Here is a 24,642-nt window from a genome sequence, read left to right as displayed (position 1 = left end):
AAATCTTACTTGATGAAGCTGGCGTCGTAGAGGTCTTCGACCTTCGGCGCGGACTTGATGATGCCGATCTCGAGCAGGAGCTCGGCGGCCTCCTTGTTGAAGGTCAGGAAGTCGCCGGCGAAGAATTTCTGGTTGGCGGCCTTATCCTGCCAGCGCAGGTACTTTGCCGAGTTGCCGAACTGCTCCCCGGTCTGCTTCACGTCGGCGCCCATGATCTCGTAAGCCTTGGCCTGGTCCTTGCCGATCATGTCGAGCGCCTCGAAATAGCTGTCGGCGAGGGCCTTGGCGGCCTTGGGATTTTCCGTCAGGAATTTCGGCGTGCAGCCGAATGTGTCCATCACGATCGGGTAGTCCAGGGTGGTCGCGATGATCTTGCCCTTATCCGGTGCGGCGCGCACGGTCGACAGATACGGCTCATAAGTCATGGCGGCATCGTTCTGGCCGGAGACGAAGGCCTGCGCGGCCGCAGCCGGCTCGAGGTTCACCACGGTCACGTCCTTCGTGGTGAGACCGTTCTTCTTCAGCATCCAGGCGAGCGCGAAATAGGGAGAGGTGCCGGGCGCGGAGGCGGCGACCGTCTTGCCCTTCAGGTCCTTGATCGCGGCGACGTCGTTGCGCACGGCCATGCCGTCGGCGCCATAGCTCTTGTCGAGCTGGAAGATCTGCTTGGTGGCAACGCCATTGGCGTTCCAGGAAATCCAGGTCTCGACCGTGGTCGCCGCGCACTGGATGTCGCCGGAAGCAATCGCGAGGTGGCGGTCCTTCTGCGGAATCTTCTTGATGGTGACGTCGAGACCGTTCTTCTTGAAGATGCCCGCCTCCTTCGCCAGCGTCAGCGGCGCGAAGCCGGTCCATCCGGAGATGCCGACGCCGACCTTGACGTCGTCGGCGAGCGCCGGAGTGGCGGCCGCAAGAGCAATGATTGTCGCAAATATTGTCGAACTACGCATGATTGTCGTCCTCTTGCCGATCGATGGATTGACGTCCTGATGATCATTGTGGTCCCGCATGGACCGTTGCCCGAAGCGTTGCACGATTTGTGCCGACATATCCTCTCAGCCTCCTTTGAATCGGGCGACAAGGCGGTGAGAGTCACCGGGATAAAGCAGGCGCACGGCGGTGATGGTCCTTGCGCTGCGCCAGGTGTAGCGGTCGATCACGAGGCAGGGCGCGCCGACGGCGATGTCGAGCGTCTCCGCTGTGCGCTCGTCGGCAACGATGGCGCTGATCGTGTGCTCGGCCTCTGTCCATGGGACATGGTGAAGCAGCCACGAGCCGGGCGGCTCGCGCGAGAAATCCGCCGTGGCGGCATTCGGCACGGACGACAGGTCGATCAGCCTGTCCTCCACGGCGAACGGTACGTTGTCGGCGCTGTGCCGGCAGGTGATGGCAACCACCTTGCCGGCTTTCTTGACGCCGAGACGGTCACGGTCGGCGGTGGTCGCAGTGCGCAGCTTGCGATGGATCAGCTCATAGCCGTAAGTGCGGCCGAGCGCGGTGATCTCGGCGCGGATGTCGGCGATCTTGAGCACCGCCGACTGATGTTGCGGCCGGCGCACGAACGAGCCGGCGCGCCGCCGCCGTTCGATCAGGCCGGCCTGCGCGAGCTCCGACAGCGCCTTGTTCACGGTCATGCGCGAGCAGCCGTAGCGCGCGACCAGTTCGTGCTCGAACGGAATGCGATGCCCGGGCGGCCACTCGCCGGTCAGGATGCGCTTCTCGATGTCGGCGCGGATGCGTTTGTAGAGCGTCGGCTGGTCCGCAGCATCGGTGGCGAGGCTCATGCGACGAGCCTCCGTACCACCGTGTTGAAGCGCTCGCGGGCAACCCGGCGCAGCTTATGGCCACCACCTTCGACCACCTTATGGCCGCCGGCCCAGACGCAATCGATTGCGCCGTTGTCTGCGGCAAAGATCCAGCCGTCGATAGCGGCGTCGCCGCTGCGTCCCGCCAGCGACGGATGGGCGCTGTCCAGCGTGACGATGTCGGCACGCGCGCCGGGCGCGAGGCCGACTATCGGCTGTGCAAGCGCTCGTGCGCCACCCGCGAGCGCGTTGTCGAACAGCGTGCGTCCCGTCGAGCGGCCTGCGCCGCCGGAAAGGACATTGCGTTGGCGATGCTTCAGGCGCTGGCCGTATTCGAGCTGTCGCAGTTCATCCGCGATTCCGACGAGCACGTTGGAATCGGTGCCTACGCCGAATGTGCCGCCGGCATCGAGGAATTCACGCGCTGGAAAGATACCATCCCCGAGGCTCGCCTCGGTGATGGGGCAGAGACCCGCGACAGCGCCGGTCCCTGCGAATGCAGCGATCTCCGCGTCTGTCGTGTGCGTCGCGTGAATGAGGCACCAGCGCCGATCGACGGGCGCGTGCTCCAGCAGCCATTGCACCGGGCGTCTTCCCGACCAGGCCAGGCAGTCCTCGACTTCCTTCACCTGCTCGGCGGCGTGAATGTGCACCGGCCCGCCGTCAGCAAGCGGCATGATCGCGCGAAGTTCGTCCGGCGTCACTGCGCGCAAACTGTGCGGGGCGATGCCGATGTTGGCGTCCGGCAGATTTGCTATGGTCTTGCGCGAGGCCGTCATCAATTCAGCGAACTGATCGACCGAGCAGATGAAGCGGCGCTGCCCGGCATGCGGCGCCGCGCCCCCAAAAGAGCTATGCGCATAGAAACTCGGCAGCAGCGTGAGCGCAATGCCGGAGGCCTCGGCAGCTTGCGCGATCCGCGCGGCCATCTCGGCGAGATCAGTATAGGGCGAGCCATCCGGGTCGTGGTGCAGATAATGGAATTCGCCGACTCGGGTAAAACCTTGCTCGAGCATCTCCACATAGAGCAGCGTCGCGACCGCCGCGACGTCGTCGGGGGTCATTGCCAGCGCAAAGCGATACATCGTCTCGCGCCAGGTCCAGAACGTGTCGGTGGAATCGCCGCGCAATTCGGCAAGCCCCGCCATGCCGCGTTGGAACGCGTGGCTGTGCAGGCTCGCCAGTCCAGGAAGCGCGATCGCGTGGCGCTCGTCGCCGGCGGCCGGCGCCACGCCCGGCGTCACCGCCGCGATCGCGCCGGCGGCGACGACCACCTGCACGTCATTGGCCCAGCCCGAAGGCAGGAGCGCGGAAGCGAAATGCAGTCGGGTCATGATTACACGCCGGCTGGACAGAACCGGCTTACGATTATATGTCTAGACATATAAGTCAAGCATCCGACGGCGAATGGATATCCTCATGGCAGAGCGCTTCGACCGGATCTGGCACAATGCCCGCCTCGCGACGATGCGGGCCGACCGTCCCGATCTCGGGGAGATCGAGCATGGTGTGATCGCCGCGCGCGGCGGCCATATCGTCTACGCGGGTGCTCAGGCGGATTTTCCTGTTGATGCGGATGCGATCGAGCGGATCGATTGCGAGGGGCGCTGGATCACGCCCGGGCTCGTCGACTGCCACACCCATCTGGTCTACGGCGGCAACCGTGCGCATGAATTCGAGCTGCGTCTGAAGGGCGCAAGCTACGAAGAGATCGCGCGCGCCGGCGGCGGCATCGTCTCGACGGTGGCGGCGACGCGCAAGGCGAGCGAAGCCGGGCTCGTCGCAAGTGCGCTGCCGCGGCTCGATGCGCTGATCGGCGAGGGCGCGACCACCGTCGAGATCAAGTCCGGCTATGGCCTCAATGTTGAAACCGAGATGCGGCAACTCTCCGCCGCGCGAATTCTCGGTCGCCAGCGGCCCGTTGCGATCCGAACATCCTTTCTCGGCGCGCATGCGCTGCCGGTGGAGGCCGATGGCGACAAGGATCGCTACATCGATCTCGTCTGCAAGGAGATGCTGCCCGCGGTCGCCAAGGCCGGCCTTGCCGATGCCGTCGATGCCTTCATGGAAGGGATCGCGTTCTCGGCCGAGCAGACCGCACTTGTGTTCGAGTCCGCGAGAGGGCTTGGGCTGCCCGTGAAGCTGCATGCCGACCAGCTGTCGAACCTCGGCGGCGCCGCGCTTGCCGCAAAATACGCCGCACTGTCGGCCGATCATTTGGAGCACACCGACGAAGCCGGCGCTGCCGCAATGGCGAAGTCCGGCACGGTGGCGGTGCTGCTGCCCGGTGCGTTCTACTTCATCCGCGAGACGCAGAAGCCGCCGGTCGAGGCGTTCCGCAAGTATGGTGTTCCCATGGCGCTGGCGACCGACTGCAATCCCGGCAGCTCGCCGCTGACCTCGCTGCTGCTCGCCATGAACATGGGCGCGACACTGTTCCGGATGAATGTGGCCGAGTGCCTCGCCGGCGTCACCCGCGAAGGTGCGCGGGCGCTCGGTGTGCTCGACGAGGCCGGCACGTTAGGGGCCGGCAAGTGGTGCGACCTTGCGATCTGGGACATCGAGCGCCCGGCCGAGCTGGTCTACCGCATCGGCTTCAATCCGCTGCACCGCCGGGTTTGGAGGGGGCAATGATGGAGCAGGACACCTCGATCGTCGTCGAGCCGGGGGCGGTGAGTCTCGATGATCTCGCGCGCGTGCTCGACGGTGCGCCCGTCGTGCTCGATCCCTCATTCTGGCCGCGCATCGAAGCAGCGGCGGAGATCGTCGCAAGAGCGGCGCGCGCGGATGTCCCCGTCTACGGCATCAACACCGGCTTCGGGAAGCTCGCATCGAAGCGCATCCCGCCGGACCAGACCGTGCTGCTCCAGCGCAATCTCATCGTCTCGCATTGCTGCGGCGTCGGCCCGGCGACGCCCGAGCCGATCATCCGCTTGATGATGGCGCTGAAGATCATCTCGCTCGGGCGTGGCGCCTCCGGCGTGCGCCGCGAGGTGATCGAGCAGCTGCAGGACATGCTGGCGCGGAATGTCTATCCGCTGGTGCCACAGCAGGGCTCTGTAGGCGCCTCCGGCGACCTTGCCCCGCTTGCACATATGACGGCCGTGATGATCGGGGAAGGACAGGCGATCGTTGACGGAAAAACGGTGTCGGGCGCCGAGGCCCTCAAGGCCGCCGGTCTCGCGCCGCTGACCCTCGGGCCCAAGGAAGGTCTTGCTCTGATCAACGGCACGCAATTCTCGACCGCCTATGCCATATCAGGCGTGCTGCGTGCATTTCGCCTCGCCCGTGCCGCGCTCGTGACCGGCGCATTGTCGGTGGATGCGGCGATGGCCTCGACGGCGCCGTTCCGTCCCGAAATTCAGGCGCTGCGTGGCCATGCCGGGCAGATCGCGGCGGCTGAAACACTCATGGCCTTGCTCGACGGCAGCGACATCCGCCTCTCTCACCTCGAAGGCGACGAGCGCGTGCAGGATCCTTATTGCCTGCGCTGCCAGCCACAGGTCGCGGGCGCAGCGCTCGACCTGATCACGCAGGCCGCGCATACGTTGATCGTCGAGGCCAATGCCGTCACGGACAATCCGCTGGTGCTGGCCGAGACCGGCGAGATCGTCTCCGGTGGCAATTTCCATGCTGAGCCGGTCGCCTTCGCCGCCGACACCATCGCGTTGGCGCTGTCGGAGATCGGCACGATCAGCGAGAGACGCATCGCGACGCTGGTGGATCCCGCGCTGAATTTCGGCCTGCCGCCGTTCCTCACCCCCGATCCCGGCATCAACTCCGGCTTCATGATCGCCGAGGTGACGGCGGCCGCGCTCTATGCCGAGAACAAGCAGCGCGCGCTCGCCTGCTCGATCGATTCGACGCCGACCAGTGCCAACCAGGAGGATCATGTGTCGATGGCCGCACATGCGGCGCGGCGCCTGTCCGATATGGCCGACAATCTCGCCGCAATTCTCGGCATCGAGCTTCTGGTCGCCGCGCAAGGCATCACGCTGCGCGCGCCGCATGCGACCAGCGCGCCGCTGGCCGCCGTCATTTCCGAGCTGCGCGAGCAGGTGCCCGCGCTTGGCGCCGACCGCTACATGGCGGGCGATCTCGCCAAGGCCGCCGCGCTGATCGAAGCCGATGCGCTGCCGACCATCGCGCTCACGGCGCTTCCAACCGATCCGTTTCCAAGACTTGATGAAACGAGACTTGACTGAAGAGGTCTTCCGCATGAACCGCCGACTGGACAACGACCGCACCATCCGCGCGCCCCGCGGCAGCGACATCAGCGCCAAGAGCTGGTTGACGGAAGCGCCGCTGCGCATGCTCATGAACAACCTCGACCCTGAAGTGGCCGAGCGCCCGAGCGAGCTCGTCGTCTACGGCGGCATCGGCCGCGCCGCGCGTGACTGGGAGAGCTTTGACCGGATCGTTGCGGCCTTGCGCAAGCTCGAAGGCGACCAGACGCTGCTGGTGCAGTCCGGTAAGCCGGTCGGCGTCTTCCGCACCCATGCCGATGCTCCGCGCGTCCTGATCGCAAACTCGAACATCGTGCCGCACTGGGCGACGCTCGATCATTTCAACGAGCTCGATCGTCAGGGTCTGATGATGTACGGCCAGATGACGGCGGGCTCCTGGATCTATATCGGCAGCCAGGGCATCGTGCAGGGCACGTATGAAACCTTCGTCGAGGTCGGCCGTCGCCACTACGGCGGCAGCCTTGCCGGAAAATGGATTCTCACCGCTGGCCTCGGCGGCATGGGCGGGGCGCAGCCGCTGGCGGCGACCATGGCCGGTGCGTCGATGCTCGCGGTCGAATGCCAGCCGAGCCGCATCGAGATGCGCCTGCGTACCGGCTATCTCGATCGCCAAGCTGCAACGCTCGACGAAGCGCTCGCGGTCATGACGGAGGCCGCGAAGACGAAGAAGGCGGTCTCGGTGGGCCTGCTCGGCAATGCCGCAGAGATTTTCCCGGAGCTGGTGCGTCGCGGCGTCAAGCCCGACATCGTCACCGACCAGACCAGCGCGCATGATCCGATCAACGGCTACTTGCCGAAGGGCTGGACGCTCGCGGAATGGGGGGCCAGGCGCGCCGCCGATCCGAAGGCGGTCGAGCGCGCCTCGAAGACGTCGATGGTCGAGCACGTCCAGGCCATGCTGGATTTCCATGCACAGGGCATTCCGACCCTCGACTACGGCAACAACATTCGCCAGATGGCGCAGGATACGGGCCTGAAGAACGCGTTCGATTTCCCCGGCTTCGTTCCCGCTTATATTCGTCCCTTGTTCTGCCGGGGCATCGGGCCGTTCCGCTGGGCCGCGCTGTCGGGCGATCCCGAGGACATTTTCAAGACTGACGCCAAGGTCAAAGAGCTGATGCCTGATGACGAGCATCTGCACAATTGGCTCGACATGGCGAAGGCGCGCATCAAATTCCAGGGCCTGCCGGCGCGGATCTGCTGGGTTGGCCTTGGCGATCGTCATCGCCTCGGCCTTGCTTTCAACGAGATGGTGGCGCGTGGTGAATTGAAGGCGCCGATCGTGATCGGCCGCGATCATCTCGACAGCGGCTCGGTGGCGAGCCCCAACCGCGAGACCGAGGCGATGAAGGATGGATCGGATGCGGTGTCCGATTGGCCGCTGCTCAATGCGCTGCTCAATTGCGCCAGCGGCGCGACGTGGGTGTCGCTGCATCATGGCGGTGGCGTCGGCATCGGCTATTCGCAGCACGCCGGCATGGTCATCGTCGCCGACGGCACGCCGGAGGCGGCGAAGCGCATCGAGCGCGTGCTGTGGAACGATCCTGCGAGCGGCGTCATGCGCCACGCCGATGCTGGCTATGCGATCGCGATCGACTGCGCCCGCGACAAGGGGCTCGATCTGCCGAGCCTGTCGAAGTAGCGCCGTCAGTCGCTTTGCAGCAGCCTTGGCATCGTCGTCTCGGCACCGTCCATGAAAGTCTGGACGGCGTCGCGGACGATGGCGCCGAGATCGGGCGGAATCGGCGTCGCGTAGATGAACTTGCGGATCTGCCGGCTTCTTGCGCTATGAAGGCTGTGAGCTACTGCGCGGTCTGACTTTACGCAATGACCTTGGCCTTAGTGCCTTCGAGGCGCAGCTGTTCCTTCACCAGATAGTCTCCAATCGCATCGCCCGGCATGGGCTTGGCGAAATAGTAACCCTGGATGAAGTCGCATCCCAGGCGGCGCAGGCTGTCGAGCTGGGCGCGGGTCTCGACGCCCTCGACGACACAGGCGATCTCCATGTCGTCGCAGAGGCCCGTGAGCGATTTGATGATCTTGTGGCTGACGGGATTCTCGTTGATGTCGGAAACGAAGCTGCGGTCGATCTTGATCTTGTCCAGCGGCAGGCGGTGGACGTGGCTCAGCGACGAATAGCCGGTGCCGAAATCGTCCAGCGAAATGCCGCAACCCATCGCCTTCAGCGTCGCGATCGACTGCTGCGCGCGCACGAAGTCGAAGGTGACGGCGGTCTCGGTAATCTCGAAGTCGATCCGGTGTGGCGCTAGCCCACTCTTCTCGATGATGGAGATCAGCGGCATGTTATTCGATGAGCCGAGAGCTCGAGTTAGTAGCTGGCCGCCTCTGCGACTCGCCCGGTTGCGCTGGGAGCGCGAATCCGTAGTTCTCGTGTCGCCCGCAGCTCCCGTCATATGTCTGGCAGGAGGTGCGAATGCGACGGGTGATTGGCACGACGTCCACCGAACTTTCGGCGAGGTGGTGTTTTGGGAGGACGGCAGGCTCCGACATGCGGGCCGCATCGATATGACGCGGACTGCGCTGGAGGGATTTGGCAAGACCCTGCTGGCCAGTGATGAGGTGGTGGTCGAAGCGACTGCCAACAGCATGGCGGTGTCGCGGGTTCTGGCGCCGTTCGTGGCACGGGTGATTATCGCCAATCCGCTGCAGGTGAAGGCGATCGCCCAGGCTCACGTTAAGACCGACAAGATCGATGCCGGCACGCTCGCCAGTCTGCAGGCGGCCGGGTACCTGCCGCAGATCTGGACGCCTGACGCGGAGACCGAACGCAAGCGTCGGCTGGTGGCGCGGCGCTACCAGGTCGTGCGGCATCGCACGCGGCTCAAGAACGAGGTGCATTCGATCCTGCACGCGCACCTAATCCCGAAGTGTCCGCATGCCGATCTTTTCAACGCCCGCGGCCGGGCGTGGTTGGGGGCCCAACAGCTGCCGCACGATGAGCGCGCGGCCATCGATCGGCATGTCCGTGAGCTTGACCGGCTGGCGGAAGACCTGGCTCTGCTCGACCGTGAGATCGCGCAGGACGCCATCGACGATCTCGCGGTCAACAGATTGATGACGATCACCGGCGTCAATCTGGCGGTCGCCGCCGGCATCGTGGCGGCGATCGGCGACATCAGCCGGTTCAACAGCCCGCAGAAGCTGGTGAGCTATTTCGGGCTGAACCCGCGGGTGCGGCAGTCGGGACTGGGAGCCGCCCATCACGGTCGCATCAGCAAGACCGGCCGCAGTCACGCGCGCGCCATGCTGGTCGAGGCCGCCTGGGCCGCGGCCAAGGCGCCCGGTCCACTGCATGCTTTTTTCGTGCGGATTCGCGCCCGGCGTGGCCATCAGGTCGCCGCGGTGGCCGTGGCTCGCAAGCTCACGGTGCTCTGCTGGCATTTGTTGACGAAGGGCGAGGATTACCTGTGGGCGCGTCCGGCGCTGGTCGCCAACAAGACCCGCGCAATGCAACTTCAAGCTGGACATCCGCAACAGAAGGGCAGCCGGCGCGGACCAGCCTATGCCTACAACATCGCGGCGCTGCGCAACCGTGAGATGTTGATTGCCGCCCAGGCGGAGCGAAACTACGAACGAATGGTGTCGCAATGGAAACCGCGGCGGCCAAAACCCGGCGCGCGGGCGCCTCAGCTCGGCAGGACAAAATAGGCAGTTCGGTGACGCTTTCAGCCGACGCGTCACGCTTCGCCACGAGGTCGCCCGCGCCCGACAACCATAACCGCCGCTGACGGCAAGTGCCAGCCAGGAATGCAGTCCCGTTCCACGCCAGCATGCCGCCGTGCTCGGGCCGGTCAAGGCCAAGCCGTGCGGTGGCCGCAAACGCGGCCAGCCTTGACCGACCCTGCGCGCGGCGGCTGCGAGATCGGTGGCCGGGACGGAAGAATGGCCCCGCCGCGGCCGAACAAAAGAATGGACGCGATTTCCCCAATCGTCATCGGGGCGATCATTAAAAATCGCTTGTCCATCTCATCCGTAGATGAACAGCACCGTCACCATCGCGCCGGAAACCAGGAGATTGTTGACCGCGATCGCCTTCAGCGTCGGCTCGCCTGTGGCGAAGAAGAACAGCACATAGGGCACGTCGACGATCAGCGTCACGATCAACGCGGCCGAGCGCAAATGCATCAACGAGAAGCTGCAGCCGATCACGGTGACCGCCATGTAGAAGGCGACTTGGCTCTTGGCAAAGGGATCGCCGTAGGCATAGAGCGCGAAGGACCAGGCGGTGAAGCCAGCGCCGATCGGCAGGGTCAGCCAGTTGGTGGCGCGCAGATTGCGCAGGATGTCGGCATCGCTGCGCACGAGGTGACGCTGGCGTAGCCACCAGAAGGTCCGCAAGCCTGCGAGCACTGTCAGCACGCTCGGCACGATCATCGTCAACCAGTCCGGCGCCACGTTCAGATAGGTGTAGGCGACTGCGATCGTGTTGCTGATGAGGATGAAATAGAGCAGCGGGATCAGCTTGGAGAACGCGTCGAACTGCGCGCGTGCCAGATCCGGATTGTCGGCGGGAACGCGAAACAACCGCATCGCGGCGGCAAGGTGAGACTTCAAATCGGCAATAGGCATTGAAATACGAACCCCGGAGTCCCTGAAAACGCGGGCGATCTTGCACGGTCCGGGTAAAGGGCGCGTTAGACCGGGGCGTGCGCGGAAGACCAGCACCGGTTGCACGCTACCTCAGGAGGTTCCGGTCGCGTGCATTGGTGAGGTCTCGTTAAGGATGTCCGGCCGGCAAGGGGCCTGTGTCTCAGACACAAGTAGTCGCCCGTTTTCACCGCAGCTACGGCCTGCCAACCATCGTGGCAGCCGGTGGGCTCGGTCCCCCTCACCGTCGGCGAGAGGTGAGGAGCACCATCGATGCAGAGGCCAGATGAGGGCTATTTCGCAGGCTGGAGCGCTGCGGTCTGCTTGGCGAGCTGCTTGTCGAAGTCTTCCGACAGGCCGGTGACGTAGGTTGCAAGCTCTCCCGGTCTGACGAACGGGTTCGGCGCGCCCTCCTTCATCTGCGCGCGCTTGGCCTGCATGCCATAGACCTCCGGATGCGGCCCGAGCAGCACGTCGATCTTCATCGCCTTGGCCTTGGCGAAGCTCGCGCGGTAATCGTCGACGATGCCGGGATAGGTCGGCCGGCCGACCAGCCGGTTCAGCGCAACCGTGCCGCTGCAGAAGAACAGCACCTCGCGGTCTTCCTTGCCGTCCTTGGCGGTCATCTGCCAGCTCGTGCAACCCGGCGAGTGGCCGGGCGTCGCATGCGCCGTCAGCGTGGTGTCGCCGAGCGTGATCTTGTCGCCTTCCTTCACGACACGATCGACCTTCACCGGCGGGAAGGCGAGAGCCTCGTTCTTCTCGTCGCCGGGATAGTAGCCGCCTTCGAGCAGCGGCTTGTCGCGCTCGCCGGCCACGAGCTGCGCGCCGGTCTCCTTCTTGATCTCGGCGAAGCCACCGGTGTGGTCGAGATGCGCATGCGTGTTGAGGATTACCTTGATGTCGGCGACCTTGAAGCCGAGCTTTGCGATATTGTCCTTGATCATGCCGGTCGACTGCGGCATCGCCGTGTCCATCAGGATCAGGCCCTGCGATGTCCTGATGACGTAGACGGCAATGCCTTCGGTCCCGACATAGTAGATGTTGCCGATGAGCTGGAACGGCTCGAACGGCGCCGTCCATTTCTGCATCACCGCTCCGAGGAAATCCTTGATGGTCTGCGCTTGCGCGCCCGTTGCGAACAGAGCCAGTGCGCAAAGCGCGGCCGCGAGTCTTCTCATGATTTGCCTCCCACAGTTTTTGATCGGGCGGTTGCCGGGGCTCCACCGGCGCCGAGGTTACGTTGCGGCCGGCTTCCGGGGCAACTGTTTCATGTCGGAGACTCCGGGTCGGAATGGCGGCATTTCGGCCGAAAGGCGTGCACAACGCCTAGCGTCCGATCGTCACCCCGGCGGTCGAGCGCATCGCGCCTCTCAGGCTCGTCGCGTTCATGTCGTCGAGGACCTGTCGCGTCAGCACGGTGGTCTGGCCGGGCGTGTTCAGGATCGTCTCTCCGCGTGAGGAAGAGAGTCGATCGGCCTTGTAGGGCGCTGCCGGATCGGTGGCGGGAGCAGCCGTGGCTGCAGGACGTGGCCGTTTGCCCGCGGCGAGTGCCGGCTGTGAGATCGCAAAGGCGATCACGACTAGAAGCAACGGCCTTGCGCGCATATGCGACCTCCCATATCGGGACATCAGCCTAGCACATCGTGAATGTGGTCGCAGAAGAAAGGATCAGGCGGGAACGGCCCGGCGCTCCCGCGCCGGTTCGCGGATCCGCTCGACGGTCCGCGGCTCGGCGAGCCGCGTGAAACTGCGATGGCTCGCCTGTGCGGGCGCCTCGACGATGACGCCCTCACAGACGATCTGTCCGCCGAGCATCTTGAATTCCAGCTTGTCGTAGCGCGGCATTGTCTCGCCGGGCGCCGGCGGCAGCAGCCCGACGCTCCCCTGGATGTTCAGCGCGGCCTCGCCGGTGCCGTGAAGCCGCGGATTCCACATCCTGATTCCGCTCTCGGCCCAGCGCTGCCGGATCAACGCGGTGCGATCGGCGGGCTCCGCGGCTCTCGCGCGAACTTTCGGTGCGCTGCGGATCTCTGGAGAAGGACACGCGAGAGCCGGAGTCGGTTCGATGTCGGTGACGTCGCTGGATGGTTCGTCCGCTGCCGTCGCAATGGCTGTGGCGAGCGGAAGATCGTTTCCGGGGGCCGGCGCGATCTCGACGGGGGGCGCTGGGCCGCCGCTGTCGGCAGGGGTTTCAGAGACATTAGCCGGAACGCTATCGGCCTCGCCGAGGAGGACCGGGATTGCTTCGACGGCGACCATTTCGATCCCGGCGGAAACCTCGGGCGAGGGAGCAGCCTCGACGACGGCATCCGAAGCATCAGTCAAAGCGGTCGCGACGTCTGATGATGAAACCACAACCTCTTCTGCAACGACGGAATCGACTTCAGCGGGCGATGCTTCGCCAATGCTGGCGAGGTCAGAACCCGCAACTGGCTCGTTCTCCGCATCGGCCGATGAAACCAACACCGCCTCGGCGACGGGTGCCGTCGCGGGTGCCTCGATTTCCGTTACGCTTTCCGGCGATGAGTCCTCGCTGATGCAGATATCGTCGGACGGATTCTCCGCGATGCCAGACACAGCCGCGTTGTTCTCCGCGACCGGAGCCTGGGTGGCGAGGTCAGCGTCGCCATGTACCAGGTCGGTGCCGATCTCGGCGATTGCCGCTTGAGCAGTGGCCGCGACGTCTTCGACGACGGCGGGCGAAGCATCTGTGGCGATCGGCGTGGCCTCAATGTTGCCGCTGTGCGGCGAGGGCCAAAGTCGGGTAAACGCCCAGTTCACCGCAGGGATGCGGCGCAGCAACGATATCAGTCTCGAAAGCACTGGGAGTTGTCCAAGAGGTACTCGGCGTGAGGCTATCGCTGATTCGCGAGCAATGTGAAAACCTGCCCCGGCCGTCACATCCGTGTCAATGTAGGGAGGACCAATTGCAGAACATCCACGCGTCCACTGTGCGTGGCGAATTTCATCCCGCTTAGCGAATTGGAGTTCGCGCTTCCTCCACACGCGCGCGCATCAATTGTCGTTGCGACCTAAGGTGGGCTTCCCGCCGTCATCGCCAGCGGCTATTCAGGACCGTCATTGTCGGGTCGAGGACGGCGCATGAGGAAGCTTGTCACGATCGGAGCGGTTCTGCTCTGGTCCACCATCGCATTCGCACAGGACCGCACCATCACCGTGGCCTCGACCACCTCGACGGAACAGTCTGGGCTGTTCGGCCATTTGCTGCCGCTGTTTGCGAAGGCTGAGGGCATCAGCGTGAAGGTCGTCGCCGTGGGCACCGGTCAGGCACTGGACATCGGGCGGCGCGGGGACGCAGACGTCGTGTTCGTCCACGACCGGGCGGCCGAAGACAAGTTCATGTCCGAAGGGCAGGGCGTGAAGCGGTTCGACGTGATGTACAACGACTTCGTCATCGTCGGCCCGAAGAGCGACCCCGCGAAGATCGCCGGCAGCAAGGACGTCACGGATGCGCTGCGCAAGATCGCCGCGGCCAAGGCGCCGTTCATCTCGCGCGGCGACAAGTCCGGCACGCACGCGGCCGAGCTGCGATTATGGAAAGAGGCGGGTGTCGACCTCAGTGCCGGCAAAGACAATTGGTACCGGGAGATTGGTCAGGGCATGGGCCCGGCGCTGAACATGGCCTCATCGTCGAACGCCTATCTCCTGTCGGACCGCGGCACCTGGCTGTCGTTCAAGAACCGTGGCGAACTCGCCATCCTGACCGAGGGTGACAAGCGGCTCTTCAACCAGTACGGCGTCATGCTGGTGAATCCTGAAAAGCATCCGAATGTGAAGGCGAAGGACGGGCAGGCCTTCATCGATTGGCTGATCTCGTCGAAGGGGCAGGAAGCGATAGCCGGATACAAGGTCGGCGGCGAGCAGCTATTTTTCCCCAACGCGTCCCACTAACACGAAGGCGACGGTCGACACCGCGACGCTCAGGGCGAGCAGGATCAGTCCGAGCCCGAGCGCCAGCGGCAGATCGCCTTTGCTGGTTTCCAGCGCGATCGCTGTCGTCATCGTGCGGGTGAAGCCGCGGATGTTGCCTCCGACGATGATGATGGCACCGACTTCCGCAATGGCGCGCCCGAACGCCGCGAGAAAGGCCGTCAGCAACGAGGTCCGGCCGAGCGCGAACAGGAGGGCCATGCTGCGCAGCGCTGACAGCCCGTCGATCCGCGCCAGGTCGCCGTATTCCGCCCACAGCAGGCTTGCCGGCCGGTGCACCAGCGCCACCACGATCGGCGTGGCCAGCAGCGTCTGCGCAATCACCATGGCGGCCGGCGTGAACAACAGGCCCGCAGCTCCGAGCAGGCCGGACCGCGACAGCAGCAGATAGAGAGCAAGCCCGACCACGACGGGCGGAAGGCCGAGCAGCGCATTGGTCAGAATGACGATGACCTGACGCCCCCGGAAACGAGTGATCGCAAGCAGGGCCCCGAACGGCGCGCCGATCAGGAGCGCGATGATGCTGGCGCTCAGGCTGACCCGTACGGACAATGCGACGATGCCCAGCAGCTCGGCGTCGGCTTCGCCGATTAGCGTGAAGGCGGCACCGACGGATCGCGCGAAATCGTTCATCCGGCCTGACGCTGTTGCGCCGGCTCGATGCCGGTGACCACGTCTGTCGCGCACTCCTTCATCCTTGGCAGCCCCCTGACAGCTTCGGCCGGCGTCGATGGCGAGCCGGGTCCCCCCCCCTGCACATCCTCGGATGGCAACTGCACCGGTTCTGGCCGCTGCGGCCGCCACAATCAAGGGGTCACAATTCGGGGTGCTCAGGTGAGCTTTGGTCCATATGGATCGGGCGCCCGACGCCGGGCCTTCATCGAGCTGTGCAGGGGCCGCAGGGCACAAGATCCGGCCATTTCGGGCAGGGAGGAGCCCAAATCCTGGCGCGGTGCGGCCGTGGACGGCTTTATTCCGCCCGTGGATGCACTTAGGAAGCGACAGGATCAGGTCGCACCCGCCCGGTGACGGTGCTAGACCCTGATGCAGGAACAATGGGGCCGGCTGCTACTGGCTCGCCCGCAAAGATGAAGGATGTGACGCAATGATCCAAACCGTTGGCATCATCGGGGCAGGGACCATGGGAAACGGCATCGCGCAGGTTTGCGCCGCGGCCGGACTCTCAGTCGTGATGGTCGACATTTCCGATGCGGCCGTGAACCGTGGGCTTTCGACCGTCGGCGGCAGCCTCGACCGCCTGGTCAAGAAAGAGAAGATGTCGGCGGCCGATCGCGAGGCGACGCTGAAGCGCATCACCGGCACGACCGATCGGGCGAAGCTGTCGGATTGTGACCTCGTCATCGAGGCTGCCACCGAGAACGAGGAGCTCAAGGTCAAGATCCTGAAGGATCTCTGTGCCACGCTGTCGCCGCGTACGCTGATCGCGACCAATACCTCGTCGATTTCGATCACCAAGCTTGCAGCGGCAACCGATCGTCCCGACCGCTTCATCGGCATGCACTTCTTCAACCCGGTGCCGGTGATGGCGTTGCTGGAACTGATCCGCGGCTTGCAGACCTCCGACGACACCCACGCCCAGGCGCTGGATTTCGCCAAGCGCGTCGGCAAGGTGGCGATCACGGCGAAGAACAGCCCGGGCTTTGCCGTCAACCGCATCCTCTGCCCGATGATCAACGAAGCGATCTTCGCGCTCCAGGAGGGGATCGCGACGGCGGAAGAGATCGATGCCGGCATGAAGCTCGGCTGCAACCATCCGATCGGGCCGCTGGCGCTTGCCGATCTCGTCGGGCTCGACACCATGCTCTCGGTGATGGAGGTCTTTTACAAGGGCTTCAACGATCCTAAATATCGGCCAGCGCCGCTGCTGAAAGAGATGGTCGATGCCGGCCATCTCGGCCGCAAGACCGGGCAGGGCTTCTACATCTATAGCGCCTGATGAAGGCATTGGCGGCGGGCACTCTGCGTCCGCCGCCACAGACCGCAATTTGCGCTGCGACAAAGACGCCGCGTGCAATCGGCCCGACAACGAATGGACGGCTCGCGGGAACAACAGACGGACAAGAGAGGACATGTCGGATCGATTGAAGGCCGAACGCGAGGCGGCGGCTGCGCGGCGGAACCTGCTGACTCAGGACGCGATCGAGCGCACCGGGATCACCGAGGAGATGATCGGGGAACTGGTCACGCGCTTCTACGGGCGCGTACGCGAGGACGCCCTGCTTGGTCCGGTTTTTGCGATCGTCCAGAACTGGGACGAGCATCTCGCCAAGCTCCGGGATTTCTGGTCGTCGGTCGTGCTGATGAGCGGTCGCTATCACGGCTCGCCGATGCGGACGCACCTGCCGCTGAGCCTGGCTGGCGGCCATTTCGACCGCTGGCTTGACCTGTTCGAACAGACCGCGCGCGAAGTCTGTCCGCCGGCGGCGGCTGCGCTGTTCATCGACAAGGCGCGTCGTATCGCCGACAGTTTTGAAATGGCATCGGCAACTGTTGCGGGCCGCATCGCTTCGCCGCGTCACGTGCTCAGGTCGTGACATGCAGAATGCCTGCTGAAAAACGCGCGGCTCGCGTCGCCGGTGATTGGCGCGTTGCACCAATTCCTACATCGTCGGGCTGATCTGCAAAATCATCATGCCGTCCGCGCATTTCGATATGGAATTCGCGAAAACGCGCTCGCTTTGCGGTCGTTCTCGTTCAATCCACGCGAGCAAAGCCACATTGATGCATTGCGGCGCCAATTCTTCGCCTTCTTTTCGGCAGAGTTCCAGCGCCTGCTAGCGCGTATGGTTTGTGCATCGTTCGATCCCAATTCCTCGTTCTCCGAGGGTCCTGCGGAACCCGACGTTGACGCAGGCACGAGGCAGACGCGACGAATCCTGCTGCTGGGTGCGCTGGCGACCACCGCATGTCTCGGCTGTTCCACCCACGCGCGTGCAGATGATCCGCCCGGCTCCGACGAGCGGCCGCAGAAAGGCGATCTGCTCGTCTTTTCCGAGGGCGACAAGGAAGGGAAACTCATCACTGCGGCCGATCTGACGGCGGGCGGACCGCCGGTTCATGCCTGGCCGAAGGATCCCAACACAGCGGTGGTGCGCAGTGCCTCACGGCTCAACGAGATCCTGATCATCAAGCTCGATCCCGCCGAGCTCGACGAGAAGACCCGCGCGCGGGCCGTCGACGGCATCATCGCCTATTCCGCGATCTGCTCGCATGCGGGCTGCCCCGTCACCGCCTGGGTGAAGAGCGATGTCGGTGACAAGGAGGTGCTCAAGTGCATGTGCCACAACTCCGAATACGATCCCCGCGCGGGCGCGCAGGTCGTGTTCGGGCCGGCGCCGCGACGGCTTGCAGCGCTGCCGTTGGCGCTCGCTGACGGTTCGCTGAGCGTCGCCGGCAACTTCATCGGAAAGGTAGGTGCCGCGCAGCCAGGATGATGGATGGTACGGGCCATTGCCCGCGTCACGAGAGGCCGCCTCCGCCGATGGGCGGACGACGGGACGAACGACAAGAATTCACAAGAATTCAAACGGATGAAAAAGGGGAACGTCCATGACCAGGAAGCAATGGTACCTGTCCGGCTTCGTCGCCTTCACCTGCCTCGCCTCGACGGCCGCCGTGTCGGGCCCGATCGAGAATTATTCTCCGGTCACCGCGCAGCGGCTGGAAAATCCGGAGCCAAGCAATTGGATGCTCTACCGGCGCACCTATGACGGGCACGGCTATAGCCCGCTCGACCAGATCAACACCTCCAACGTGAAAAACCTCACACCGGTCTGGACCTTTGCCACAGGCGTCATCGAAGGCCACGAGGCGCCGCCGATCGTCAACAACGGCGTGATGTTCGTGGCGACCCCGATGGGGCAGGTGATCGCGTTGAACGCCAAGACCGGCGACGAATATTGGCGCTACAAGCGGCAGCTCCCCGATGATCTGTTCCAGCTGCATCCGACCAGCCGCGGCGTCGGCCTCTGGGAGGACAAGCTCTACCTTGCCACGACGGATGATCACGTCGTCGCACTGGATGCCAAGACCGGCAAGGTGGTGTGGGACACCAAGGTGCAGGACTACAAGAAGGGCCAGTACATGACCCTGATGCCGCTCATCGTCGACGGCAAGGTCATCGTCGGCGGCTCCGGCGGCGAGTTCGGCGTGCGCGGCTATGTCGCCGCCTACGATGCCAAGGATGGCAAGGAGCTGTGGCGCACCTTCACCATTCCGGGCGAAGGCGAGCCCGGCCATGACACCTGGCAGGGCGACGACTGGAAGAACGGCGGCGGCTCGGCCTGGATGACCGGCAATTACGACAAGGAGACCAAGACGATCTATTGGGGCGTCGGCAACGCCGCGCCCTGGCCCGGCGACTCGCATCCCGGCGACAATCTCTACACATCATCGGTGCTCGCGCTCGATCCCAACACCGGCAAGATCAAGACCCATCACCAGTATCACCAGAACGATTCCTGGGACTGGGACGAGGTCGAAGCGCCAATGCTGATCGACCTGCAGCGCGATGGCCGCAACATCAAGAGTCTGGTCCATCCGGGACGCGACGCGATTTTCTGGGTGCTCGAGCGGACACCGACCAAGATCAACTACGTCGCCGGCTGGCCGTTCGTCTCCACCGACGTCTGGAAGGGCATCGAACCCGAGACCGGCAAGCCGATCGTCGATCCCGCCCACAAGCCGGTCCTCGGTAAACGCGTGGAGTTCTGCCCCTCGCTTTGGGGCGGCAAGGACTGGCCGTCCGCGGCTTACAGCCAGAAGACCGGTCTCGTCTACGTACCCGCCAACGAGAATTTCTGCGGCGGCTTCACCGGCGAGAAGGTCGCGCTGAAGCCTGGCGAGCTCTGGCTCGGCACCAAGCCGGAGGACATCGGCCTCAAGGCGAAGCCTGGCGCGGATCATTTCGGTGAGCTTCAGGCCTGGGATCCCGCCACCGGCAAGAAGGTGTGGCAGCACAACTTCCCGAAATCGCAGCTGTTTGGCTCGGTGACGGCGACTGCGGGCGATCTCGTCTTCGCCGGCGGTACCAACGACCGCAACTTCCGCGCCTTCAACGCCAAGACCGGCGAGCTGCTGTGGGAGCAGAAGACGAACTCCGGCATCATGGGCATGCCGGTGTCCTACGAGATCGACGGCACGCAGTACATCGCGATCCAGTCGGGATGGGGCGTGGATGCGCAGCGCATCCAGGATGCGCTCGTGACCAACAATATCGGCATCGAAGCCAATGTGCCGCAGGGCGGCGTCATCTGGGTCTTCGCACTGAAGAAATAGCTCCGCAGAAATAGCTCCGCGGGCGGATCGAAAGAAGCGGAGCAGCCGGGGGGTGGCGAATGCGGCGGACGGCAACGCCCGCCGCATTTTTGCTGTGGCGCGCTGTCTTCCTTCTCCCCTCATGTCCGCCGAAGCCCTGGCGAAGGCGGATGTGGGAGAAGGTGGCGCGAAGCGCCGGATGAGGGGTTTTCTCCGCGAGTAACGAGTGCGACCCGTTGTTGCGGAGGCAAACCCCTCACCCAAGCGAGATCGTGGCACCCAGCCTCGCGGCCCTCTCCCACAGGGGGAGAGGGTACATCAATTGGCACCGGCGAGGATGTGGACCGTGGCCATAACGGCGCTGCCTGCAAAGCCTACTTCCCCTCGCGCTCCACCTTGCCCTTCTCTTTCTGGTTCATTTCGCGAACCTTCGGGTCCGGATTGTGCTGCCCCGTGGTCTGGGTGGTCGAAGCGGGCGGGGCATTGGCGTTGGGAAGCGAGTTCTGATCGGGCGCTGTCGGCCGCGTGGCGGTCGTCGGCGGCGTCGTGTTGGTCTGGGCAAACGCACCAGTGGTGGTCAAAAGAAAGGCGCTCGACAGCGAGACTGCGAGCGCCTTGGAGATGTTGGTCATCGATCTGCTCCTGTCAGATCGATGCAAACGGCGCGAGGCCGCTTGTGTTCCGAAGCGCGATAGACATCTATCGCGCTCCCTTGGTTGGGCATGATCTATCCGGAAAACCGGTGTCCACTTTTCCGGATCATGCCCTATGCCTCCAATTGCTTGCCGATCGGAAGCGAGCGGATGCGTTTTCCCGTCGCGGCGAAGATCGCATTGATCAGGGCCGGTGCGAACGGGGGAACACCGGGCTCGCCGACGCCGCTCGGCGGCGTGTCGGGTCCGGGCGGCACGATGTAGACGTTGGTCACCAGTGGGGACTCGTCCATTCGGATGACCTGGAAGTCGTCAAAATTCTTCTGCTGCACCTTGCCGTCCTTGAACGTGATCTCGCCGTACTTGGCGAGACTGAGCCCCATGATCGCCGCGCCCTCGATCTGCGAAGCGATGCGCTCGGGGTTGACATAGGTGCCGCAGTCGATCGCGGTGTCGACCCGAGGCACCGTCAGCTTGCCCTTGTCGTCGACGGCAACCTCGATGATGGTTGCGATGTAGCTGACGAAGCTGCGGTGCACGGCGATGCCGAGGCCGTGGCCCTTCGGCACCTGACGGCCCCATTCGCCCTTTTCGGCGACCAGTTCGACCACCTTGCGCAGGCGCGCGGTGTCGATCGGATAGCTGTCCTGGGGTTCGCCGTAGTTCCACAGGTCCTTCACGTTGGGCTTGACGATGCGCGGCGAGCCGATCAGCTCGAGCAGCATGTCCTTCTGGTCGCGGCCGGTGGCTTGCGCGATCTCGGCGACCATCGACTGCACGGCGAAGGCACGCGGGATGTTCGAGACCGAGCGGAACCAGCCGATGCGGGTATGTGCGGCTGCTTCCGGATTCTCGCAGGAGATGTTGGCGATCTCGAAGGGCATATCGACGAGACCCATGCCGATCTCGAACGGTGCCTGATGCACCGTGCCGGCGGCAAAGGTCGAGGCGATGCTGGGAGCCACGCTGCGGTGGCGCCAAGCGATCACCTTGCCGTTCTTGTCGAGACCGGCTTCGATCCGCTCGACCGAGACGGTGTGCAGGAAGCCGTTGTGGATGTCGTCCTCCCGCGTCCACTGCACCTTCACCGGCGCACCGAGCTCCTTCGACAAGAGCGCGGCTTCGAGCGCAAAATCGCATTTGGACTTGCGGCCGAACCCACCGCCGAGCAGCGTCACATTGACGGTGACGTTGTCCTCGGGAATGCCGAGCGTCTTGGCGACGTCCTCGCGCGTGCCGCCGGGGCTCTGCACCGGCGCCCAGATCTCCGCCTTGTCGCCCTTGACGTCGGCAACCGCCACCGGCGGCTCCATGGCGACATGGGCGAGATGCGGGATGTAGTACTCGCCGACGATCACTTTGTCGGCGCTCTTGAGGGCAGCCTCCGCATCGCCCTCCTGGCGCAGCACGAGGCCAGGCTTGCGCGAGGCCTCTTCGAGCTCCTTGCGGTAGGCGACCGAGTCGTATTTGCCGTTCGGACCGTCGTCCCAGACCAGCTTCAGCGCGTCGCGTCCCTTGATCGCCGCGCCGGTGTTGCGCGCGATCACGGCAACGCCGCCGAGCGGCTGGAACTTCGACGGCCATGGCCAGCCGCGCACCTGCATCACCTTCTCGACGCCGGGGACTTTCAGCGCCGCGTCCGGATCGAACGAGACCAGCTTGCCGCCCGTCACCGGCGGGCGCGCGATCACGGCATATTTCATGCCAGGCAAGCGAACATCCGCGCCATAACGCGCCTTGCCGGTGGTGATGTCGTGAAGATCGACGATGCCGACCTGTCCCTTGCCGAGATAACGGAAGTCCTTGGGATCCTTCAGCTTGAGGCTTTCAATGCTCGGCACCGATTCCTTGGCGGCATCGGCGGCGAGCTCGCCGAAGCCGAGCTTGCGTCCGCTGGCGCTGTGAACGACCTCGTGATTGACGGCTTTGACCTCGGTCGCCGGCACGCCCCAGCGCTTTGCAGCGGCCTGCTCCAGCATGGTGCGGGCGGAGGCGCCGATCTGGCGCATGGGGATCAAATAGTGCCGCGTGCTGCGTGAGCCATCGGTGTCCTGGTTGCCGAACCTGACCTCGTCGCCATGGGCCTGCTGCACCTTGACCCTGGACCAGTCGGCTTCCATCTCCTCGGCGACGATCAGCGGCAGGCTGGTGCGCACGCCGGTGCCCATTTCCGAACGGTGCGCGATGATGGTGACGATGCCGTCCTGGCCGACCGAAACGAACACGCGCGGATCGACCACGACGCCGTGAGGCATCTTGCCGGCACCGGTTTCATAGGCGAGCGCTTGGCGCGACATCACGGGGGCGGCGAGCACGAAGCCGCCGGTGACGCCGAGCCCCTTCAGGATGCTGCGGCGCGAGACCTTCTGGATCCCGATATGCTTTTCGAAGCCGCGAAGCTTGCGGGGATTGTCGATGAAATTCATGTCACACTCCCGTCGATGCGAGATGGACGGCGTTCTCGATGCGCTGGTAGCAGCCGCAGCGGCAGATGTTGCCGGACATCGCCTCGCGGATCTGGTCATGCGAGGGTTTTGGGTTGTCCATCAAGAGGGCTGCGGCCTGCATGATCTGGCCGGTCTGGCAGAAGCCGCATTGGGGCACGTTGACCTGGCGCCAAGCCTTCTGCACCGGATGATCGCCGTTGGGGTGCAATCCCTCGATCGTGGTGACCTCGCGTCCGGCAACGTCGTTGACCGACGTGACGCAGGCGCGAACCGCTTCCTTGTCGACGATGACGGTGCAGGCACCGCACAGGGCCTGGCCGCAGCCGTATTTGGTGCCGGTCAGCCCGGCCTCGTCACGCAGGAACCAGAGTAGCGGGAGATCCGGGTCGCCGTCCCAGCTCTGTTCCTGGCCGTTGATCTTTACCTTGATCATGATCGTCCCTCGCTCTTCATAAGCATGCAAAATTAGCATGCAAAATTCAAAGTCCTCGTCGCCGGTCGGCGACGGTTCTTGCATCGTCTCGCCACATCCTGCCGTCACCCCGCGCGGGCAAATCCCGAAACGTGGCAGGAACACCAATGGCGATGTCTGGATATGCTCGATACCTCCCGTTTTGTTCTTAATTGATTGTAGTTCGCGCGGCATCGTGACGGCGCGATCGTAGCAGAGACCGCTCCGGCCCGGCGTTCACAGCCGAGTGTTCTCACCGGGAAAAGATTGCATCGATGGTTTGTCAAAAGCTGGGCGCGGCTTCATGCCGCGTGCTTACGAAACCGGCGCGAAAAAGGCTTCGTCCGCCAGGAAGACTGCGGACGAAGCAGGATGCCTCAGTCGAGGGAGGGAGAACGCAAGCACCGCGAACTTCAAGCCGGAAGCAGACGGCCCTGCGCAGTCATTCAGAGACCAGGACTGAGGAGCTGATGGCCCTCACATATGCGTGGTGCAGAAACGGCGGCATCGCCGCGGTGGTCCCGGACCGGGGACCCGTGCGGCTCGCGGGTGGCAATAGGCGCCAGCGAGCCGCAGAAGGTCTGGCCAAGGGCTCGGGCCGCCCAGCCAGCTCAGGCAGGCTGCCTAGGCGGCTTTGGCTTTCGCGACATGCGTCGCGATCGCGTCCATCAGCGCCGGCGACAGGCAGTCATAAGGCTCGAGGCCGATCTCCTTGAGCCGCGAGCGGATGCCGGCCATCTGCTCGGGCTTCACGCCCGATTCGATCACCGAGGAGACGAAGGCGGCGAATTGCGGCGCCTGCGAGCCCTGCTCCTGGAACAATTCGGGATGGATGAAATCGAGGCCATAGAACGGATGGTTCTTGTTCTCGATCCGGCCGTACATGTGCGTGCCGCAGGCCTTGCAGGCGTAGCGCTGGATCACCGCGGAGGGATCGACGATCTGGAGCTTATCGCCGTTCTCGAGCACGGTGACGTTCTGGCGCGGGACCACGGCGACGACGGAGAAGATCGCGCCCTGCGGTTTCCAGCATTTGGTGCAGCCACAGGCGTGATTGTGCGCGACGTCGCCTTTGATGCCGACCTTGACCGGATGGTCGTTGCATTTGCAGACCAGCGTGCCGCCGGCAAAGCTGCCGGTGCCTTGTTTGATGCCGTTGTCGATCGAGGGATGGAGTGCAACAGTCATGGGTCGATCCTC

Annotated in this window: 20 protein-coding genes and 3 pseudogenes; 9 read left to right on the top strand and 14 right to left on the bottom strand. The window is 64.4% G+C overall.

The window, feature by feature from the left end; all coding sequences use genetic code 11:
- Positions 1 to 5 precede the first annotated feature (5 nt).
- The 3 genes from EAV90_RS20755 to EAV90_RS20745 form a co-directional block, all read right to left on the bottom strand.
- Positions 6 to 950 (bottom strand): ABC transporter substrate-binding protein, encoded by a 945-nt coding sequence (locus EAV90_RS20755; RefSeq protein WP_122406530.1) that lies wholly within the window; start codon positions 948 to 950, stop codon positions 6 to 8.
- Between the two features lie 105 nt (positions 951 to 1,055).
- Positions 1,056 to 1,784, bottom strand: coding sequence for a histidine utilization transcriptional repressor HutC (gene hutC / locus EAV90_RS20750; protein WP_129144524.1), 729 nt, complete (start codon positions 1,782 to 1,784; stop codon positions 1,056 to 1,058).
- Positions 1,781 to 3,139, bottom strand: coding sequence for a formimidoylglutamate deiminase (locus EAV90_RS20745; RefSeq protein WP_129144523.1), 1,359 nt, complete (start codon positions 3,137 to 3,139; stop codon positions 1,781 to 1,783). The genes hutC and EAV90_RS20745 overlap by 4 nt, the downstream gene beginning before the upstream one ends.
- Before the next feature lie 85 nt (positions 3,140 to 3,224).
- On the opposite strand from EAV90_RS20745, the gene hutI reads away from it, so the two are divergent.
- From hutI to hutU, 3 genes are read left to right on the top strand one after another with little or no spacing between them, the layout of a single operon-like run.
- A complete protein-coding gene (gene hutI, locus EAV90_RS20740; RefSeq protein ID WP_129144522.1) occupies positions 3,225 to 4,439 on the top strand; it encodes an imidazolonepropionase in 1,215 nt (404 codons plus the stop codon).
- Entirely contained in the window at positions 4,436 to 6,010 is a 1,575-nt protein-coding gene (gene hutH / locus EAV90_RS20735) for a histidine ammonia-lyase (RefSeq protein ID WP_129144521.1), read from the top strand. The genes hutI and hutH overlap by 4 nt, the downstream gene beginning before the upstream one ends.
- Before the next feature lie 13 nt (positions 6,011 to 6,023).
- Positions 6,024 to 7,694, top strand: coding sequence for a urocanate hydratase (gene hutU, locus EAV90_RS20730; protein WP_129144520.1), 1,671 nt, complete (start codon positions 6,024 to 6,026; stop codon positions 7,692 to 7,694).
- A gap of 5 nt (positions 7,695 to 7,699) precedes the next feature.
- Here hutU and EAV90_RS40670 read toward each other — a convergent pair.
- Together EAV90_RS40670 and EAV90_RS20720 are read right to left on the bottom strand one after the other, a co-directional pair.
- Positions 7,700 to 7,822, bottom strand: a pseudogene (locus EAV90_RS40670) (TetR/AcrR family transcriptional regulator); the annotation flags it as partial.
- Between the two features lie 50 nt (positions 7,823 to 7,872).
- Positions 7,873 to 8,355 (bottom strand): annotated as a pseudogene (locus EAV90_RS20720) (EAL domain-containing protein); the annotation flags it as partial.
- A 115-nt stretch (positions 8,356 to 8,470) separates the two neighbouring features.
- On the opposite strand from EAV90_RS20720, the gene EAV90_RS20715 reads away from it, so the two are divergent.
- The gene (locus EAV90_RS20715) at positions 8,471 to 9,721 is read left to right on the top strand and encodes an IS110 family RNA-guided transposase (RefSeq protein ID WP_129144543.1); all 1,251 of its coding nucleotides are present in this window, start codon (positions 8,471 to 8,473) and stop codon (positions 9,719 to 9,721) included.
- A gap of 324 nt (positions 9,722 to 10,045) precedes the next feature.
- Here EAV90_RS20715 and EAV90_RS20710 read toward each other — a convergent pair.
- From EAV90_RS20710 to EAV90_RS20695, 4 genes and pseudogenes are all read right to left on the bottom strand, one after another.
- A pseudogene (locus tag EAV90_RS20710) lies at positions 10,046 to 10,642 on the bottom strand (GGDEF-domain containing protein); the annotation flags it as partial.
- A gap of 311 nt (positions 10,643 to 10,953) precedes the next feature.
- Complete coding sequence (gene blaBJP, locus EAV90_RS20705) at positions 10,954 to 11,841, bottom strand: BJP family subclass B3 metallo-beta-lactamase (protein WP_122402163.1); 888 nt, start codon at positions 11,839 to 11,841, stop codon at positions 10,954 to 10,956.
- A 148-nt stretch (positions 11,842 to 11,989) separates the two neighbouring features.
- On the bottom strand, positions 11,990 to 12,268 hold the full coding sequence (locus EAV90_RS20700) for a Plug domain-containing protein (protein ID WP_129144519.1): 279 nt from the start codon (positions 12,266 to 12,268) through the stop codon (positions 11,990 to 11,992).
- A 63-nt stretch (positions 12,269 to 12,331) separates the two neighbouring features.
- Complete coding sequence (locus EAV90_RS20695) at positions 12,332 to 13,465, bottom strand: hypothetical protein (RefSeq protein WP_129144518.1); 1,134 nt, start codon at positions 13,463 to 13,465, stop codon at positions 12,332 to 12,334.
- A gap of 300 nt (positions 13,466 to 13,765) precedes the next feature.
- Here EAV90_RS20695 and EAV90_RS20690 point away from each other — a divergent pair, with 300 nt between their 5' ends.
- Complete coding sequence (locus EAV90_RS20690; RefSeq protein WP_129144517.1) at positions 13,766 to 14,575, top strand: ABC transporter substrate-binding protein; 810 nt, start codon at positions 13,766 to 13,768, stop codon at positions 14,573 to 14,575.
- Here EAV90_RS20690 and EAV90_RS20685 read toward each other — a convergent pair.
- Positions 14,549 to 15,247 carry an ABC transporter permease gene (locus tag EAV90_RS20685; RefSeq protein ID WP_122402167.1) on the bottom strand — a complete coding sequence of 233 codons (699 nt, stop codon included), beginning with the start codon at positions 15,245 to 15,247 and terminating at the stop codon, positions 14,549 to 14,551. The genes EAV90_RS20690 and EAV90_RS20685 overlap by 27 nt on opposite strands.
- 472 nt (positions 15,248 to 15,719) lie before the next feature.
- Here EAV90_RS20685 and EAV90_RS20680 point away from each other — a divergent pair, with 472 nt between their 5' ends.
- The 4 genes from EAV90_RS20680 to EAV90_RS20665 all read left to right on the top strand — a co-directional run bounded on the left by EAV90_RS20680 (position 15,720) and on the right by EAV90_RS20665 (position 19,912).
- Positions 15,720 to 16,571 carry a 3-hydroxybutyryl-CoA dehydrogenase gene (locus tag EAV90_RS20680; protein ID WP_122402168.1) on the top strand — a complete coding sequence of 284 codons (852 nt, stop codon included), beginning with the start codon at positions 15,720 to 15,722 and terminating at the stop codon, positions 16,569 to 16,571.
- A gap of 133 nt (positions 16,572 to 16,704) precedes the next feature.
- Positions 16,705 to 17,169, top strand: coding sequence for a group III truncated hemoglobin (locus EAV90_RS20675; protein WP_129144516.1), 465 nt, complete (start codon positions 16,705 to 16,707; stop codon positions 17,167 to 17,169).
- Between the two features lie 249 nt (positions 17,170 to 17,418).
- A complete protein-coding gene (locus EAV90_RS20670) occupies positions 17,419 to 18,069 on the top strand; it encodes a QcrA and Rieske domain-containing protein (RefSeq protein ID WP_129144515.1) in 651 nt (216 codons plus the stop codon).
- A gap of 115 nt (positions 18,070 to 18,184) precedes the next feature.
- Positions 18,185 to 19,912 (top strand): methanol/ethanol family PQQ-dependent dehydrogenase, encoded by a 1,728-nt coding sequence (locus EAV90_RS20665; protein WP_122402170.1) that lies wholly within the window; start codon positions 18,185 to 18,187, stop codon positions 19,910 to 19,912.
- A gap of 353 nt (positions 19,913 to 20,265) precedes the next feature.
- Here EAV90_RS20665 and EAV90_RS20660 read toward each other — a convergent pair whose 3' ends face one another.
- From EAV90_RS20660 to gfa, 4 genes are all read right to left on the bottom strand, one after another.
- Positions 20,266 to 20,523 (bottom strand): hypothetical protein, encoded by a 258-nt coding sequence (locus tag EAV90_RS20660; RefSeq protein WP_129144514.1) that lies wholly within the window; start codon positions 20,521 to 20,523, stop codon positions 20,266 to 20,268.
- 134 nt (positions 20,524 to 20,657) lie between these two features.
- Positions 20,658 to 22,970 carry a xanthine dehydrogenase family protein molybdopterin-binding subunit gene (locus EAV90_RS20655; RefSeq protein WP_122402172.1) on the bottom strand — a complete coding sequence of 771 codons (2,313 nt, stop codon included), beginning with the start codon at positions 22,968 to 22,970 and terminating at the stop codon, positions 20,658 to 20,660.
- A gap of 1 nt (position 22,971) precedes the next feature.
- Positions 22,972 to 23,424 (bottom strand): (2Fe-2S)-binding protein, encoded by a 453-nt coding sequence (locus EAV90_RS20650; RefSeq protein ID WP_129144513.1) that lies wholly within the window; start codon positions 23,422 to 23,424, stop codon positions 22,972 to 22,974.
- A 642-nt stretch (positions 23,425 to 24,066) separates the two neighbouring features.
- Positions 24,067 to 24,630, bottom strand: coding sequence for an S-(hydroxymethyl)glutathione synthase (gene gfa, locus EAV90_RS20645; RefSeq protein ID WP_122402174.1), 564 nt, complete (start codon positions 24,628 to 24,630; stop codon positions 24,067 to 24,069).
- Between the last annotated feature and the right edge of the window lie 12 nt (positions 24,631 to 24,642).

This window comes from Bradyrhizobium vignae (genome assembly GCF_004114425.1).
In the GTDB taxonomy this organism is placed as follows: Bacteria; Pseudomonadota; Alphaproteobacteria; order Rhizobiales; family Xanthobacteraceae; genus Bradyrhizobium; species Bradyrhizobium vignae.
Note: the sequence above shows the minus strand (reverse complement) of the source record. Positions and strands in the feature narration are given on the sequence as shown.

What these genes read in the sequence shown, in the direction of transcription:
- EAV90_RS20755 (WP_122406530.1), bottom strand. Translation starts at nt 950, where the DNA reads ATGCGTAGTTCGACAATATTTGCGACAATCATTGCTCTTGCGGCCGCC.
- hutC (WP_129144524.1), bottom strand. Translation starts at nt 1,784, where the DNA reads ATGAGCCTCGCCACCGATGCTGCGGACCAGCCGACGCTCTACAAACGC.
- EAV90_RS20745 (WP_129144523.1), bottom strand. Translation starts at nt 3,139, where the DNA reads ATGACCCGACTGCATTTCGCTTCCGCGCTCCTGCCTTCGGGCTGGGCC.
- hutI (WP_129144522.1), top strand. Translation starts at nt 3,225, where the DNA reads ATGGCAGAGCGCTTCGACCGGATCTGGCACAATGCCCGCCTCGCGACG.
- hutH (WP_129144521.1), top strand. Translation starts at nt 4,436, where the DNA reads ATGATGGAGCAGGACACCTCGATCGTCGTCGAGCCGGGGGCGGTGAGT.
- hutU (WP_129144520.1), top strand. Translation starts at nt 6,024, where the DNA reads ATGAACCGCCGACTGGACAACGACCGCACCATCCGCGCGCCCCGCGGC.
- blaBJP (WP_122402163.1), bottom strand. Translation starts at nt 11,841, where the DNA reads ATGAGAAGACTCGCGGCCGCGCTTTGCGCACTGGCTCTGTTCGCAACG.
- EAV90_RS20700 (WP_129144519.1), bottom strand. Translation starts at nt 12,268, where the DNA reads ATGCGCGCAAGGCCGTTGCTTCTAGTCGTGATCGCCTTTGCGATCTCA.
- EAV90_RS20690 (WP_129144517.1), top strand. Translation starts at nt 13,766, where the DNA reads ATGAGGAAGCTTGTCACGATCGGAGCGGTTCTGCTCTGGTCCACCATC.
- EAV90_RS20685 (WP_122402167.1), bottom strand. Translation starts at nt 15,247, where the DNA reads ATGAACGATTTCGCGCGATCCGTCGGTGCCGCCTTCACGCTAATCGGC.
- EAV90_RS20680 (WP_122402168.1), top strand. Translation starts at nt 15,720, where the DNA reads ATGATCCAAACCGTTGGCATCATCGGGGCAGGGACCATGGGAAACGGC.
- EAV90_RS20675 (WP_129144516.1), top strand. Translation starts at nt 16,705, where the DNA reads ATGTCGGATCGATTGAAGGCCGAACGCGAGGCGGCGGCTGCGCGGCGG.
- EAV90_RS20670 (WP_129144515.1), top strand. Translation starts at nt 17,419, where the DNA reads ATGGTTTGTGCATCGTTCGATCCCAATTCCTCGTTCTCCGAGGGTCCT.
- EAV90_RS20665 (WP_122402170.1), top strand. Translation starts at nt 18,185, where the DNA reads ATGACCAGGAAGCAATGGTACCTGTCCGGCTTCGTCGCCTTCACCTGC.
- EAV90_RS20660 (WP_129144514.1), bottom strand. Translation starts at nt 20,523, where the DNA reads ATGACCAACATCTCCAAGGCGCTCGCAGTCTCGCTGTCGAGCGCCTTT.
- EAV90_RS20655 (WP_122402172.1), bottom strand. Translation starts at nt 22,970, where the DNA reads ATGAATTTCATCGACAATCCCCGCAAGCTTCGCGGCTTCGAAAAGCAT.
- EAV90_RS20650 (WP_129144513.1), bottom strand. Translation starts at nt 23,424, where the DNA reads ATGATCAAGGTAAAGATCAACGGCCAGGAACAGAGCTGGGACGGCGAC.
- gfa (WP_122402174.1), bottom strand. Translation starts at nt 24,630, where the DNA reads ATGACTGTTGCACTCCATCCCTCGATCGACAACGGCATCAAACAAGGC.